The 12881-nt window shown below is 42.5% G+C and carries 13 protein-coding genes; 11 read left to right on the plus strand and 2 right to left on the minus strand.

The window, feature by feature from the left end:
* The first annotated feature begins 311 nt into the window (after nt 1-311).
* The 4 genes from NXS07_RS11600 to pckA all read left to right on the plus strand — a co-directional run bounded on the left by NXS07_RS11600 (nt 312) and on the right by pckA (nt 5626).
* On the plus strand, nt 312-2420 hold the full coding sequence (locus NXS07_RS11600) for an IgaA/UmoB family intracellular growth attenuator (protein WP_258086780.1): 2109 nt from the start codon (nt 312-314) through the stop codon (nt 2418-2420).
* Between the two features lie 74 nt (nt 2421-2494).
* The gene (gene hslR / locus NXS07_RS11605; RefSeq protein WP_038208841.1) at nt 2495-2908 is read left to right on the plus strand and encodes a ribosome-associated heat shock protein Hsp15; all 414 of its coding nucleotides are present in this window, start codon (nt 2495-2497) and stop codon (nt 2906-2908) included.
* Nucleotides 2909-2934: 26 nt separating this feature from the next.
* Nucleotides 2935-3807: an Hsp33 family molecular chaperone HslO gene (hslO, locus tag NXS07_RS11610; RefSeq protein ID WP_038208796.1), complete on the plus strand. Its 873-nt coding sequence runs from the start codon at nt 2935-2937 to the stop codon at nt 3805-3807.
* Between the two features lie 199 nt (nt 3808-4006).
* Nucleotides 4007-5626: a phosphoenolpyruvate carboxykinase (ATP) gene (gene pckA, locus NXS07_RS11615; protein WP_258086781.1), complete on the plus strand. Its 1620-nt coding sequence runs from the start codon at nt 4007-4009 to the stop codon at nt 5624-5626.
* 87 nt (nt 5627-5713) lie between these two features.
* Here pckA and NXS07_RS11620 read toward each other — a convergent pair whose 3' ends face one another.
* Complete coding sequence (locus NXS07_RS11620; protein ID WP_258086782.1) at nt 5714-6409, minus strand: pirin family protein; 696 nt, start codon at nt 6407-6409, stop codon at nt 5714-5716.
* Between the two features lie 624 nt (nt 6410-7033).
* Between NXS07_RS11620 and NXS07_RS11625 the strand changes: the two genes are divergently transcribed.
* Nucleotides 7034-8191, plus strand: coding sequence for an iron-containing alcohol dehydrogenase (locus tag NXS07_RS11625; RefSeq protein ID WP_038208787.1), 1158 nt, complete (start codon nt 7034-7036; stop codon nt 8189-8191).
* Between the two features lie 25 nt (nt 8192-8216).
* On the plus strand, nt 8217-9707 hold the full coding sequence (locus NXS07_RS11630) for a CoA-acylating methylmalonate-semialdehyde dehydrogenase (protein WP_038208785.1): 1491 nt from the start codon (nt 8217-8219) through the stop codon (nt 9705-9707).
* 102 nt (nt 9708-9809) lie between these two features.
* Here NXS07_RS11630 and NXS07_RS11635 read toward each other — a convergent pair whose 3' ends face one another.
* The gene (locus tag NXS07_RS11635) at nt 9810-10001 is read right to left on the minus strand and encodes a hypothetical protein (RefSeq protein ID WP_155399049.1); all 192 of its coding nucleotides are present in this window, start codon (nt 9999-10001) and stop codon (nt 9810-9812) included.
* 87 nt (nt 10002-10088) lie between these two features.
* Here NXS07_RS11635 and NXS07_RS11640 point away from each other — a divergent pair, with 87 nt between their 5' ends.
* The 5 genes from NXS07_RS11640 to NXS07_RS11660 all read left to right on the plus strand — a co-directional run bounded on the left by NXS07_RS11640 (nt 10089) and on the right by NXS07_RS11660 (nt 12790).
* Complete coding sequence (locus NXS07_RS11640; protein WP_038224219.1) at nt 10089-10598, plus strand: hypothetical protein; 510 nt, start codon at nt 10089-10091, stop codon at nt 10596-10598.
* 177 nt (nt 10599-10775) lie between these two features.
* Nucleotides 10776-11225: a hypothetical protein gene (locus NXS07_RS11645; RefSeq protein WP_258086783.1), complete on the plus strand. Its 450-nt coding sequence runs from the start codon at nt 10776-10778 to the stop codon at nt 11223-11225.
* 19 nt (nt 11226-11244) lie between these two features.
* Complete coding sequence (locus NXS07_RS11650) at nt 11245-11541, plus strand: hypothetical protein (RefSeq protein ID WP_258086784.1); 297 nt, start codon at nt 11245-11247, stop codon at nt 11539-11541.
* 33 nt (nt 11542-11574) lie between these two features.
* Nucleotides 11575-11919, plus strand: a complete 345-nt coding sequence (locus tag NXS07_RS11655) for a DUF1240 domain-containing protein (protein ID WP_258086785.1) — start codon at nt 11575-11577, stop codon at nt 11917-11919.
* A gap of 391 nt (nt 11920-12310) precedes the next feature.
* On the plus strand, nt 12311-12790 hold the full coding sequence (locus NXS07_RS11660; protein ID WP_038224215.1) for an Hcp family type VI secretion system effector: 480 nt from the start codon (nt 12311-12313) through the stop codon (nt 12788-12790).
* Nucleotides 12791-12881: the final 91 nt, after the last annotated feature.

Genomic DNA, 12881 nt, shown 5'->3' on the forward strand with positions numbered 1-12881 from the left:
TGCATCCAATCACCGAAAGATTATTGGTAAATTCAATTTTTGTGATGAAATTGGATACGCATCCAAACTTTGCTTTAATATGGCCGATTATGCCAGTAAATGACAGCGATTATCGCTTGTATGTATTTTTGTTGCTATCTTGCTGCTGCACAAAAGGCTTTATTTTGCGAAATGGTGTAATAAAATTTATTTAACATTTTGTTAATAAAATTAAAAATAGAAGGCAAGAATAGAAATAGCCTGAATCTGCGTATTTTGCTAGGTTGTTATTCTGCCAGTCTCTTTATTGCTGTCATGGGCGTGGAGAAGAAATGAGTTCACTAGTCATTATATTGGCTATTTTTATCACTAGCCTGATTATAATGGCTTCCTTTCTGACTTTCAGATGGAAGCGGCCTGATAACGCGCGTTATCTACCGTCAATCGCCAAAACAGCCCATCGTAAGCTGAATGCTGATGAATATCAGGCAATTGACTCTTATTTGCAAAATGTCCTGCCCCTGATGCAGCCAGATAGGAGCCACAGATCAGGCCAACCAGCACTGCCTGTCAAAAATGATACGGTTTATACCATCAATCACACCATCAACCGCTTTTCTGCCGCCACTGATGAATCGCAGCATTGGCGCTATTATGTTGATGAAATAGAGATACATCTTCCTGCGTTACTTGAGTCATTCATCAAGCAGCAGAATACGATTGAGATTGTTCAGACCACATCCATGCCTCTTGTGATTGCCGTGAATGGCCACTTCCTGAAAGATTATCAGCAAGATCTGTCCATTGCGCCAATCGTGAAACAAACGGCACAGGCTTCAATCCAGAAAAATGGCAATTCCAGTGCCAATTTTTTGTATATCCGCAAGGAAACGCCAGAAGAGAATCGTCTGCGTCATTCAACAGGCATTCTGGAAGGCATTCTCATGTGTATTGGCTTGTCGTTCTGGTTTTTGGCTCTTTTCATGCCAACGCCCATATTACCGTGGCTAATGTTGGCTGCTGTTCTGTTTCTGATTGCCAGCTTCTGGCCGATTTTCAGGCCATCTTCTTCGCGTAACTTGTTGAATATTAGCTGCTTCAGTGGTATTCCGAAACGTTGGGGGATATTCAGTGAATCTGAACCGGAACAGCGGAGGAATATCTCTCTGGGTGGTATTGATCTTCTCTATCCCTCACATTGGGAACCGTATGTCGTTCATGAGCTTGACCGAAATACTGAAGTTGATATATATACCAATTGCCATGTCGTTCGGCAGGGGCGCTACCTCTCATTGCATGAGGAAGAAAAACACTATCCTTATCAGCGCCATAGAAAAAATCTGATACTGGTGGTTTTTTCCATTTTTGCCCTGTTGGTACTTTATTTTTACCAGCCCGTGAGCTTATCTATGCGGCTCAGTTTTGCATGGCTGCATGGCAGCAATACCCAAGTCATCACCAGCGTTACTGAACTGCAAAATATGCCTCTGAAGGAAGGTGATGTACTGCGAGTCAAAGGCATCGGGATGTGCTACACACCACCCAGACTGAATGATAATCCCAGTGGAATCAAACATATATTTGCCGCGTTTGACTGCACTGGCATCTACTGGAATAACGATAGCCCATTGCCCATGCCGGAATCAGACATTATCGAAAATGCATCAACATTGATTACAACGGTCAATGAGCAATTACACCCAATTGAACGTAGCCGGAAAACCAACCCTGGCCTGAATGAAGCCATTGCGAAATCGGGTATGACACTACTCGACAATTTTTCGCAAGTCATCTTGAAGACGCATAATTTGTGTATGGACGAGATTGATTGTATTCGTCTGAAAAGCGCACTGGTCAATCTGAGCAATGCTGAGGATTGGGATGATCTATTGAAACAGGCTGAAAGAGGGAAACTGAATGGAACCAAAGTATTATTACGTTCAGTAAGTGCAGATGCACTGGAAAAGTTAGTTAATACTACCACAGCATCATTTATTTATCGGGAAATTGATAAAATAAGCATGCTCCTGAACAGCCCATCGCCGGGAGGCGTCCTGCTGATCAGCGAGGAAGGGAATCAGTTGGTTGAATTGCCTTATTCATCATTTCTTGCCTATGAATACAGCGCACTGGATCAGTGGAGGGAATTACAGCGGCTAGCTGACATATTGTTGAGTGCTCCATTTGAAGCTGTCGGAATTGTGACGAAATTGTCCGAAGACGCGAATGGGACTCGCCGTATCACCTTGCATAGTGAACCCGATTCCGTGACTCTTATTCGTTATTTGGGAAGCAGCTTCTTCCTGGCAATACTCATGGCGATATTGAGCATCAATGCCATTCTGATGATAAGCAAAAGGCAGAGAAACAAGGTGCGGCTCCAGCGCATAGGCCAGTACTACGACAATTGTTTCAACTCGAAACAGCCGCCGATGGATTAGCGATGAGTCTGCGGGCTGTGTTACCCTCAATCCGTTTTTTGCCAGCTTCGATTAGACATTTGGGAGAAACAACCATGCCGAATTCAGACACCGATCAGACTGTGCGCCTCGATAAATGGCTCTGGGCTGCCCGTTTTTACAAAACACGCTCCATCGCGCGTGAAATGATTGATGGGGGAAAAGTTCATTATAATGGGCAGCGGAGTAAGCCGAGTAAACTGGTTGAGTTGAATGCAGAAATTAAACTGCGTCAGGGAAATGAAGAGAAAATAGTGACTGTTTTAGCATTGAACAGTCACAGACGCAGCGCCACTGAAGCCCAGCAACTTTATCAGGAAACGGAAAAAAGCATTATCAATCGGGAAAAAACGGCATTGGCTCGTAAAATGAATGTGCTCACGATGCCGCACCCCGATCGCCGCCCCGATAAGAAAGAGCGGCGTACACTGATTAAATTTAAGAACACGAAATTAAACGAGTCGGAATAACCGTCTCAGTGAGATGAGAGAGATTTATGACCAAGCATGATCAATTACACCGCTTTTTGTTCGAAAGCCATTCTGTCCGGGGAGAACTCGTTTCCGTCAGTGAAACGTACCAGCGGATGATGGAAAATCACCATTACCCTCTGCCCGTACAGCAGTTATTAGGTGAATTGTTGGTCGCAACCAGCCTATTGACTGCCACATTGAAATTCAACGGAGATATCACCGTACAGATTCAAGGTGATGGGCCAGTCAGACTGGCGGTCATTAATGGTAATAATCAACAGCAGATGCGGGGCACTGCCCGTATTGATGGTGATGTGGATGCTGCGAGCAGCCTGCGGGATATGGTCGGCAATGGTTATATGGTTATTACTGTTACGCCAACAGAAGGTGAGCGCTATCAGGGCGTTGTCGCGCTGGAAGGGGAGACGCTGGCAGAATGTCTAGATGCGTACTTCAAACAGTCGGAACAGTTGCCAACCAGACTGTTTATCCGCACAGGAATGCTGGATGGAAAAATGGCGGCGGGTGGCATGTTATTGCAGATCCTGCCCGGCGCACAGGAAGGCAGCGAAGACCTGCTTGATCATCTGGTACAACTCACTGCGACCATCAAGGGAGAAGAGCTGTTTACGCTGGATGTGAAAGAAATTTTGCATCGTCTTTATCATGAAGAAGATGTGACGCTGTATGAGCCTCAACAGGTTGAATTCCGCTGCACCTGCTCTCACCAACGCTGTGCTGATACGCTGGTGACGCTGCCGGATGCTGATCTTCAGGAGATTTTGCTCAAAGATGGCAAAATCGATATGGAATGTGAATTCTGTGGTATGCACTATATTTTCAATGATAAAGATATCAGCGAAATAAAGATTGTGAAAAAAGAATCGCTGCACTGATGCGATTAATTATTTTTCCAGGGCGTAATATACGCCCTTTTTTATGTGTTCATTAATCCTTTCATTCCGTGTCCTGCGTCTCATATAAACCTAAAAAAAGTAATGCAATTATCAATTTTTTGATAACAATCGCTGTTAATTAGTCATAATTATTTATTATTTCCCGCAGAGAAAAAGTGTAACTGATCAGGAGCAACACATGAGCGTTAAAGGCATTACTGCGCAGGAACTTGCGGTTTATGGTATTTGTGATGTTAGCGAGATTGTTTATAACCCAAGTTATGAATTGTTATTCTCTGAAGAAACTCAGCCCTCACTGCAAGGGTATGAGCGTGGCACACTGACCCATCTTGGTGCAGTTGCGGTAGATACGGGGATTTTCACGGGGCGTTCTCCCAAAGATAAATATATTGTCCGCGACGATGTGACGTGCGATACCGTATGGTGGGCTGATCAGGGAAAAGGTAAAAACGATAACAAACCGCTCAGTCAGGAAACTTGGTCTCAGCTTAAAGGGTTGGTTACACAGCAGCTTTCAGGCAAACGTTTGTTTGTCGTGGATGCATTTTGCGGCGCGAATGCAGATACCCGCCTGAAAGTACGTTTTATCACCGAAGTGGCGTGGCAGGCTCATTTTGTCAAAAACATGTTTATTCGTCCATCGGACGAAGAATTGGTTAACTTCACCCCGGATTTTATTGTAATGAACGGGGCGAAATGCACCAACCCGCAGTGGAAGGAGCAGGGGCTGAATTCTGAAAACTTTGTTGCCTTTAACCTGACTGAACGCATGCAGTTGATTGGTGGTACTTGGTACGGTGGCGAAATGAAAAAAGGGATGTTCTCAATGATGAACTACCTGCTGCCATTGAAAGGTATTGCATCCATGCACTGCTCTGCCAACGTGGGTGAAGAAGGCGACGTTGCCATTTTCTTCGGCTTGTCTGGTACAGGTAAAACCACACTTTCCACCGATCCGAAACGCAAGCTGATTGGTGATGATGAACACGGCTGGGATGATGACGGCGTGTTTAACTTCGAAGGTGGCTGCTACGCGAAAACCATTAACCTCTCCAAAGAAGCAGAGCCGGATATCTACCACGCGATCCGCCGTGATGCTCTGCTGGAAAACGTTACCGTGCTGGCGGATGGCACAGTTGATTTTAACGACGGTTCCAAGACCGAAAATACCCGCGTTTCTTATCCTATCTACCATATCGAAAACATCGTTAAGCCAGTATCGAAAGCCGGACATGCCACTAAAGTGATTTTCTTGACCGCTGACGCTTTCGGTGTATTGCCTCCGGTCTCCCGTCTGACGCCAGAACAGACCCAGTATCACTTCCTATCTGGTTTTACGGCGAAGCTGGCGGGAACTGAACGTGGTGTGACAGAACCTACGCCAACGTTCTCTGCCTGCTTTGGTGCGGCATTCCTGTCACTGCATCCGACTCAGTATGCAGAAGTGCTAGTTAAGCGGATGCAGGCATCAGGTGCGAAAGCCTATCTGGTCAATACTGGCTGGAATGGCACAGGCAAACGCATCTCTATCAAAGATACCCGTGCGATTATCGATGCGATCCTGAATGGTGATATTGAAGATGTGGATACCATTGAGCTGCCGATCTTTGACTTGGCTGTACCGACAGCATTGCCAGGCGTGGATACAGGCATTCTTGATCCACGTAACACCTATGCGGATAAATCTGAATGGGATGTTAAGGCTAAAGATCTGGCACAGCGTTTTGTCGATAACTTTGACAAATATACTGATACAGCCGCAGGTGCTGCATTGGTGAAAGCAGGGCCTAATCTGTAATAGTTGCCGTGTTAAATTCACAGCAAACCACGTAAGACCCTATCTGGCTGGATAGGGTTTTTTCATTCATCGAACATTCATCAGCGATCAGTTAGGTGGCAGGTCGAACAGCAGGATTTCGCTCTCTTGGCTGGCAATTAATTGAAGATGAGATTCATCCCAGATAGCGATGCCATCGCTGGTGGTCGCCTGAACGCCATTGATAGTCACTTCGCCACGAACAACCTGAATCCAGATTTTTCGCGATTTTTCTATATTATATTCGTCTGTTTCGCCGTTTTTCAGTGCCCAACGCCATAAAGTCATATCCTGAAATACTTTTAACGAGTCATCGCGAGTATCGGGCGAAAGGATTAACTGGCGACCTTTGGCAGAATCAAAGCAGCGTTGCTCGTAGCGCGGAGACAGGTCATTTTTTTCCGGCATGATCCAGATTTGGTACAGGTGAAGTTTGCTACTATCATGCGGATTATATTCAGAGTGACGGATACCTGTTCCTGCGCTCATAATCTGGAACTCTCCGGCGGAAATTTGCCCCTGATTTCCCATACTGTCCCGATGTTCGACTGTACCGGAAAGCACATAGGCCAGGATTTCCATATCCTTGTGAGGATGCATGCCAAACCCTTGCCCGGCATCAATCACATCTTCGTTAATCACCCTAAGGGCAGAGAACCCTATGAAATTGGCGTCATAATAGTCAGCAAATGAAAATGTATGCCAACTGTCCAACCAGCCGTGATTGGCGTGACCTCTTTCTGAAGCTTTACGTAAGTAGATCATTTTCAAAATCCCTCAATGTTTTTTGTAGTCTAATTGAAGGCTTGAAATATAAAAGATTGTAAATTTAATCTTAAAGTTCAAAATTTTTGAATGGTAGCTAAGCTGAGTTAAGTATAAAAAAAAGCCAACATTCAAGTTGGCTATAAAATAAACACTGGAAGCAATGTGAGCAATGTCGTACTTTCACATGACCCTGAAGGTGGTGCACTGAAAGTAATAATAATGATAATTGTTCTTATTATCGTTTGTAAAGTGTTTTTTTAACCAAATTTAGAGGTATGACTAAAAAGTCGATCTTTACACGGGATTGTAGGTAAAGTGATCGCTTCGTTTTTTCCTTTCATTTCCTTCGATATTCGATTGATGTTTATTATCATTTAATAATACAAATATTATCAAAAAATGATAAAAATAGAAAAATGGGCGATTTAATAATCAAATAAAACAAGAAAGCAGTGATTTCATTACAGGCGATCTGCGGATTAACCCATAAACGCTCCTATCTCGACATTTTTATGGTTACTGTATTAGCCGGGCTTCTGGGGCTCGTTGTGGTCATTATTCTCGGTTCGTTATTCGGCTCATTTTGATAAACGAGTACTTAATGTAGATAAGGAGCTATATATGTCCACTATCGTGTTGCCTCGCATTATGGAAGTAGGCGGTGGGGCTATCACCCGTCTTCCGCAGGTTCTGCAAAGTATCCGCAGTAAAAAACCCCTGATCGTGACAGACAAAGTGATGGTTCAGCTAGGTTATCTAGATAAACTGCAATCTATTTTGCAAGATGCTGGCATTGAAAGCGATGTTTATACTGACACAGTACCAGAGCCAACGGCTGCCTCTATTCAGGCCGGAATTAAGAAAATGAAAAGTGATCGGTTTGATGCCGTTATTGCACTGGGTGGCGGAAGCGCGATTGACAGTGCAAAAGCCATCGCTGTGATGGGTAAATTTGGCGGCACAGTCAATGAATACCGTTTCCCTCGTCAATTCAATGAACCGGGACTTCCTATCATTGCCATTCCCACGACGGCGGGAACAGGATCAGAATGTACTCGCGTCACCATTATTACTGATGAAAAAACCGATGAAAAATTACTTTGCATAGGTGCCGGATTCATGCCGATTGCCGCTATTATCGACTATGAGCTGACTATCAGCGTTCCAGCAAGAACTACGGCAGATACTGGCATTGATGCGATGACTCATGCCATCGAAGCTTATGTTAGCCAGAAAGCCAATCCCTATTCAGATAGTCAGGCTATTGCCGCTATGAAACTCATCGGCCCTAACCTGCGCAAGGTCTATCACGATGGCAATAATAAAGTTGCCCGTGAGGCCATGATACTAGGCTCGACCTTGGCAGGTATTGCATTCTCTAACGCATCTGTTGCATTAGTACACGGTATGAGCCGCCCTATTGGTGCCTTCTTCCATGTTCCACATGGGTTATCCAACGCCATGTTGCTTCCCGCTGTCACCCGGTTTTCTTTAGATGCAGCCAAAGAGCGCTATGCCGAATGTGCACGCGCACTAACTTTTGCAAAACCAACAGACAGCGACAATGTAGCCTGTGAAAAACTACTAACGACTTTAGTCGATTTAAATGAAGCGCTTTTCGTGCCAACACCAGAGCAATTTGGCATTGATAAAACACGCTTTTTTGCGGTTGTGGAAACAATGGCAAAACAAGCGGAAGCATCCGGATCACCGAGTAATAATCCACGAGTTCCAACCATTGCGGAAATGGTAACCATTTATAAGCAATTGTGGAATTAATGACTGATTTACTGGAGAAAAGGCCATGAGTATCGTAGGACATTTTATTAACGGCAAGGTTACTGATATCCATTCACGCTTACAGGATATTTATAATCCTGCCACTGGCGAAGTCAGCCGTCAGGTTGCTATTGCCTCCAAGGCTACCGCTGAAGAAGCGATTGCGGCAGCACAAGCGGCTTTCCCTGAATGGCGTGATACTCCGCCAATAAAGCGGGCACGTATTATGTTCCGTTATAAGCAACTGCTGGAAGAGCATGCTGATGAAATTTGTCGTTTGATTGGTCAGGAGCATGGCAAGATTATTCATGATGCAGCAGGTGAACTCCAACGTGGTATCGAAAATGTTGAGTATGCCTGTGGAGCACCTGAAATCTTGAAGGGAGAGTTTAGTAAAAACGTAGGGCCGGGAATCAACTCCTGGAGCGACTTCCAGCCATTGGGTGTTGTTGCAGGGATTACCCCATTTAACTTCCCGGCGATGGTTCCTCTGTGGATGTACCCTCTCGCACTGGTTTGCGGTAATACCTTTGTACTGAAACCCTCAGAACGTGATCCAAGTGCTCCCCTGTATATTGGCCAGTTATTAAAAAAAGCGGGGCTACCCGATGGTGTATTTAACATCGTCAATGGTGACAAAGAAGTGGTGGATACACTACTAACTGACAAACGGGTAAAAGCAGTCAGTTTTGTGGGATCAACTCCCGTCGCGCGGTATATCTACACGACCGCTACAGCCAACGGCAAACGTTGCCAAGCACTTGGCGGGGCTAAAAACCACGCTATCGTCATGCCAGATGCCGATATGGAGAATGTAGTAAACTCACTCTTAGGGGCTGCATTTGGTTCATCAGGTGAGCGTTGTATGGCACTGTCTGTTGCAGTGGCAATCGGTGATGAAATTGCTGATCAGTTGGTCACTCAGCTGCAAGAACGCATGAAGTCCCTGACCATTGGGGTTCATAGTGATAAAAATAATGATTTTGGCCCCGTCATTACCCGCGAGCATCAGCAAAAAGTATGCGGTTATATTACAAGTGCTGAACAGCAAGGCGCCAAAATTTTGGTTGATGGTCGTAACATGAAAGTTTCTGGTTATGAAAATGGCTTCTTTGTCGGTGCCACATTGATTGATGACGTCACTACAGATATGGATAGCTATAAAGCAGAAATCTTTGGCCCCGTTTTACAAGTCGTTCGCGTTAAAACCATGCAGGAAGCGATGGATATTATCGATGAACACGAATATGGCAACGGCACTTGTATCTATACGCGTGATGGAGAGGCAGCTAACTATTTTGCCGATCGTATTCAGGTTGGTATGGTTGGGATCAATATCCCGCTGCCTGTCCCTGTTTCTTACCATAGCTTTGGCGGCTGGAAAAACTCATTGTTTGGTGATCTCTACGCCTATGGTCCTGATGGTGTGCGGTTCTATACTCGTCGTAAAACTATTACGCAACGCTGGCCATCCGCTAACCTACGTGAAGGCGCAGAGTTCTCAATGCCAACATAAAATTTTCCTACAATACCCTGTTAATTCAGGGTATTTTTTCTCTACTGCGCTCTATTTTATTTTTTTACTCAGCCAACTATATTGGAGTGTATCAGCATTGATTCATGCCAAAGTTAATGCCAACATGAATATTATTTCTTCATAATGGATAAACAGAGCTTTGAATAACCATCGTGATAAAAGCTCCGCAGTGACGCGAGTGCTGGCTATCTCACGATTCTGGAAGAACAGCAGGTGATTGTGACGAACATGACCACCAAACCCCTGAGCCACAGCCGCTGCTTTTGATGCCATTGTGGAGGCCAAAGCCTCACTGAATCTGGCCACTGATGCTCTAAACAACTGGCTGAGCTGAACCACATTGAGACACAGAAAGCGCACATGACCCAAGTTTTGGCCGAGCTGGATGCGGTTAAACGGAGCGCCATAAACTCATTGGATATGACAGCGCTCCAGTTTAGAGAACTGGCTAAAACCGTACCGAATGAACTTGGCCAGAATATTATGGCCATTATCCAACAAACCGATATCGTGGGGGCTGTCCGGCAGAGAACGGGTGCACAGATGGACGCGATAGCCACACAGGTTGACCGAATGACTGATCGTGGTAGTGGCTTTGTGAAAAATATCAAGAATGCAGAAGATAACCTTAAATTGCGTTATGATCGGCTTCAGCGCTCCTTTTGGGGGATTGTTGGCGGGGCTATGCTGGCTACAGTGATTGTTACTGGTTTTAGTTCCAAATTTTTCTTTAGCGAAGGCGTAGACAGAAATTATAATGCAATAGTCAGCACTTATCGCCTCGTCGAGCAACTCAAAGTACAGTGTTATGCACCGACAGGGAAACTTGATCCAGTTCTCAATAATTTAGAAATGCTAAAGAAAAAATAGACGAGTCCGATAAAATATGAGACAAAATTAAAATGAAATATATAATATAAATGGAGTTGTAAAATGAAATGTGAACCGCGCTTAAGAACATTAGTTGAAGATGATTATAAATATGAAGATCATCTTAATTTTAAAAAATAAATAGAAGATCTAAAATATAAAAAGATTGAATGGGAATTGGAGCGGCAGTTTAAAAATAATCAAGAAGTTATTGCTTTCTTATCAGAAGGTGAAGCAATGGCTTATCTAAAAGTACTAGACCCTAATTTCTATAATTCATGGAAGAATAATATTAAAACTATCTATTCATATACTGATCTAGTTTCATCATTTTCTGGTAATATCTATGATTCTTATGGGGTGGCGAAAATAGTAAATGACTTAAGAAGTTTCGGTGTAGATGCAAAAGAATATGCTGGTAAGGATGGGAAAAGATATATAAAGTTAACAGGTTATCCTGGAGTAAGAAACTATTTAAACGCTACAAGATATCTTGCTAATAATCCACGTATAGTGTCTTTTGGAGTAGGTACGCTAGGTATTGAAAGTGGGATTGCCCAAGGTGCTAGATTCGGTGTAGTATTCTCAGCGGCATATAGACTAATTGAGTTAATATTTAAAAGTTGAATTGTTTGTTAACTTAACAATGGATGGTGCAAAATTAGCTGTATCAATAGGCGTTGCTTCGGCGGTTAAGGGTCTAGTAGTCACTCCAATCTTAGCCTTAGGAGGGAGTCTTATGCTTGTAACTCTTGGCGTTTTTGCTATTGGAATTCTAGTTTCGTTTTCTTTATATTGGTTAGATGATCACTTTAAAATTAGTGAAACTATAATTAAAAATTTAAAAAATCCTAAAAGAACACTATACCTATTGGAACTCCTACAGCAGATCAATTTTTTAATATGTTGGGTGGATATAGTCGTGGATAATACAAGTAAATAAAAATTATATTTAGGTATGCTATTGCTTTTTTTTATGGAGGCATTATCTATATTTTTCTCATTGAGTGATTATATCGGTTTTTTTAGGCGTGATAATTTCATTACATTTTCATGGAAGAGCGCAGGATTTATTTGGTTTAGCCCTGTGTTAATTTATCTTGGTTATATTTTATTAAGAATAATATTGGGAAAAACAAAATCTATTAATAGAAAAGTTGGAGAATATATTTCATATGTGTCAATAATAGGTTTTTTTCTTACTTTATTTTTATCTTTTTATGTTGATGATGAATTAAAACTGGAGGGGTATATAACATGTAGTAAATCATCATGGATGGCTCCGAACAAGTATGTTAAGGATATTTCATTTTGTCACTAAGAATATATTTTATATGCTTAGTTTGGTATTATTAGTTAATAGACTCTATCTTCCCATATGCTATAATCGGATGTATATGGTTCCATGATATTGATTTATAATTGGGATCCTGTGGAAGAACTGACAAATTTGATAAGTTTGAGATATTAGTGGTTTATCTTAACGTCTATAACTATTTGATAATTAACTTAGAACAGCACTTTTGATAGATTTTTTCCAACATAACCAAATAGTGTACTTTTTGATAAATATGATTAAGTAACTTATTGAGGTTTCAGTAACTTTACATTTTTGTCAATTCTTCCACTGAACCCCCTGAATGACTATTGCAAATTTAAATTTGTATGTTAATTTATCTTTCTCATATCTAAAAGACTAGGATGGTAATTTTATGTCATATATGATTTATTTAACTTTAAACGGTAAGAAGCAAGGTTTAATCTCCGCAGGGTGTTCAACGCTTGATTCTATAGGGAATCGGTATCAAAAAGGGCACGAAGATCAAATACAGGTACTCAGCCTGAATCATGCAATTTCACGCCAGCAGAACGTGAGTCACCAGCCAATACAGTTCATCAAACCAATCGACAAGTCATCACCACTACTGGCAATGGCAATAGATTCGAATGAGTCACTGAATGGCGGTTTTATTTTTTATAGAACAAGCCAAACAGGGCAATTAGAATTATTCTACGAAGTAAAAATTACGGAAGCCACTATCACAGATATTTCCTGTGTATACCCACATTCTATAAATGATCATGATATGATGCCATATGAAAAAGTTACATTAAACTATAAATCTATATCATGGAATCATGTGACTGCTGGAACATCAGCTTATAGTATATGGGAAGATAGAATATTGTAAATATAAAACTAAGCATATACGCAATTAACTTGAAGAGGCGGGTTTTAAAATCTGGAAGTTATCAGTCAACCGAGTGGTGAGCTCTTTCGCT

The sequence above is a fragment of the Xenorhabdus bovienii genome (genome assembly GCF_024721015.1).
Lineage (GTDB): Bacteria > Pseudomonadota > Gammaproteobacteria > Enterobacterales > Enterobacteriaceae > Xenorhabdus > Xenorhabdus bovienii.

Bases quoted from the DNA above. Each gene is read 5' to 3' on its own strand.
- NXS07_RS11655 (WP_258086785.1), top strand. From the start codon at position 11,575: ATGGAGGCATTATCTATATTTTTCTCATTGAGTGATTATATCGGTTTT.
- NXS07_RS11635 (WP_155399049.1), bottom strand. From the start codon at position 10,001: ATGGCATCAAAAGCAGCGGCTGTGGCTCAGGGGTTTGGTGGTCATGTT.
- NXS07_RS11660 (WP_038224215.1), top strand. From the start codon at position 12,311: ATGTCATATATGATTTATTTAACTTTAAACGGTAAGAAGCAAGGTTTA.
- NXS07_RS11620 (WP_258086782.1), bottom strand. From the start codon at position 6,409: ATGATCTACTTACGTAAAGCTTCAGAAAGAGGTCACGCCAATCACGGC.
- NXS07_RS11600 (WP_258086780.1), top strand. From the start codon at position 312: ATGAGTTCACTAGTCATTATATTGGCTATTTTTATCACTAGCCTGATT.
- hslR (WP_038208841.1), top strand. From the start codon at position 2,495: ATGCCGAATTCAGACACCGATCAGACTGTGCGCCTCGATAAATGGCTC.
- NXS07_RS11640 (WP_038224219.1), top strand. From the start codon at position 10,089: ATGACCCAAGTTTTGGCCGAGCTGGATGCGGTTAAACGGAGCGCCATA.
- NXS07_RS11625 (WP_038208787.1), top strand. From the start codon at position 7,034: ATGTCCACTATCGTGTTGCCTCGCATTATGGAAGTAGGCGGTGGGGCT.
- pckA (WP_258086781.1), top strand. From the start codon at position 4,007: ATGAGCGTTAAAGGCATTACTGCGCAGGAACTTGCGGTTTATGGTATT.
- hslO (WP_038208796.1), top strand. From the start codon at position 2,935: ATGACCAAGCATGATCAATTACACCGCTTTTTGTTCGAAAGCCATTCT.
- NXS07_RS11650 (WP_258086784.1), top strand. From the start codon at position 11,245: ATGGATGGTGCAAAATTAGCTGTATCAATAGGCGTTGCTTCGGCGGTT.
- NXS07_RS11630 (WP_038208785.1), top strand. From the start codon at position 8,217: ATGAGTATCGTAGGACATTTTATTAACGGCAAGGTTACTGATATCCAT.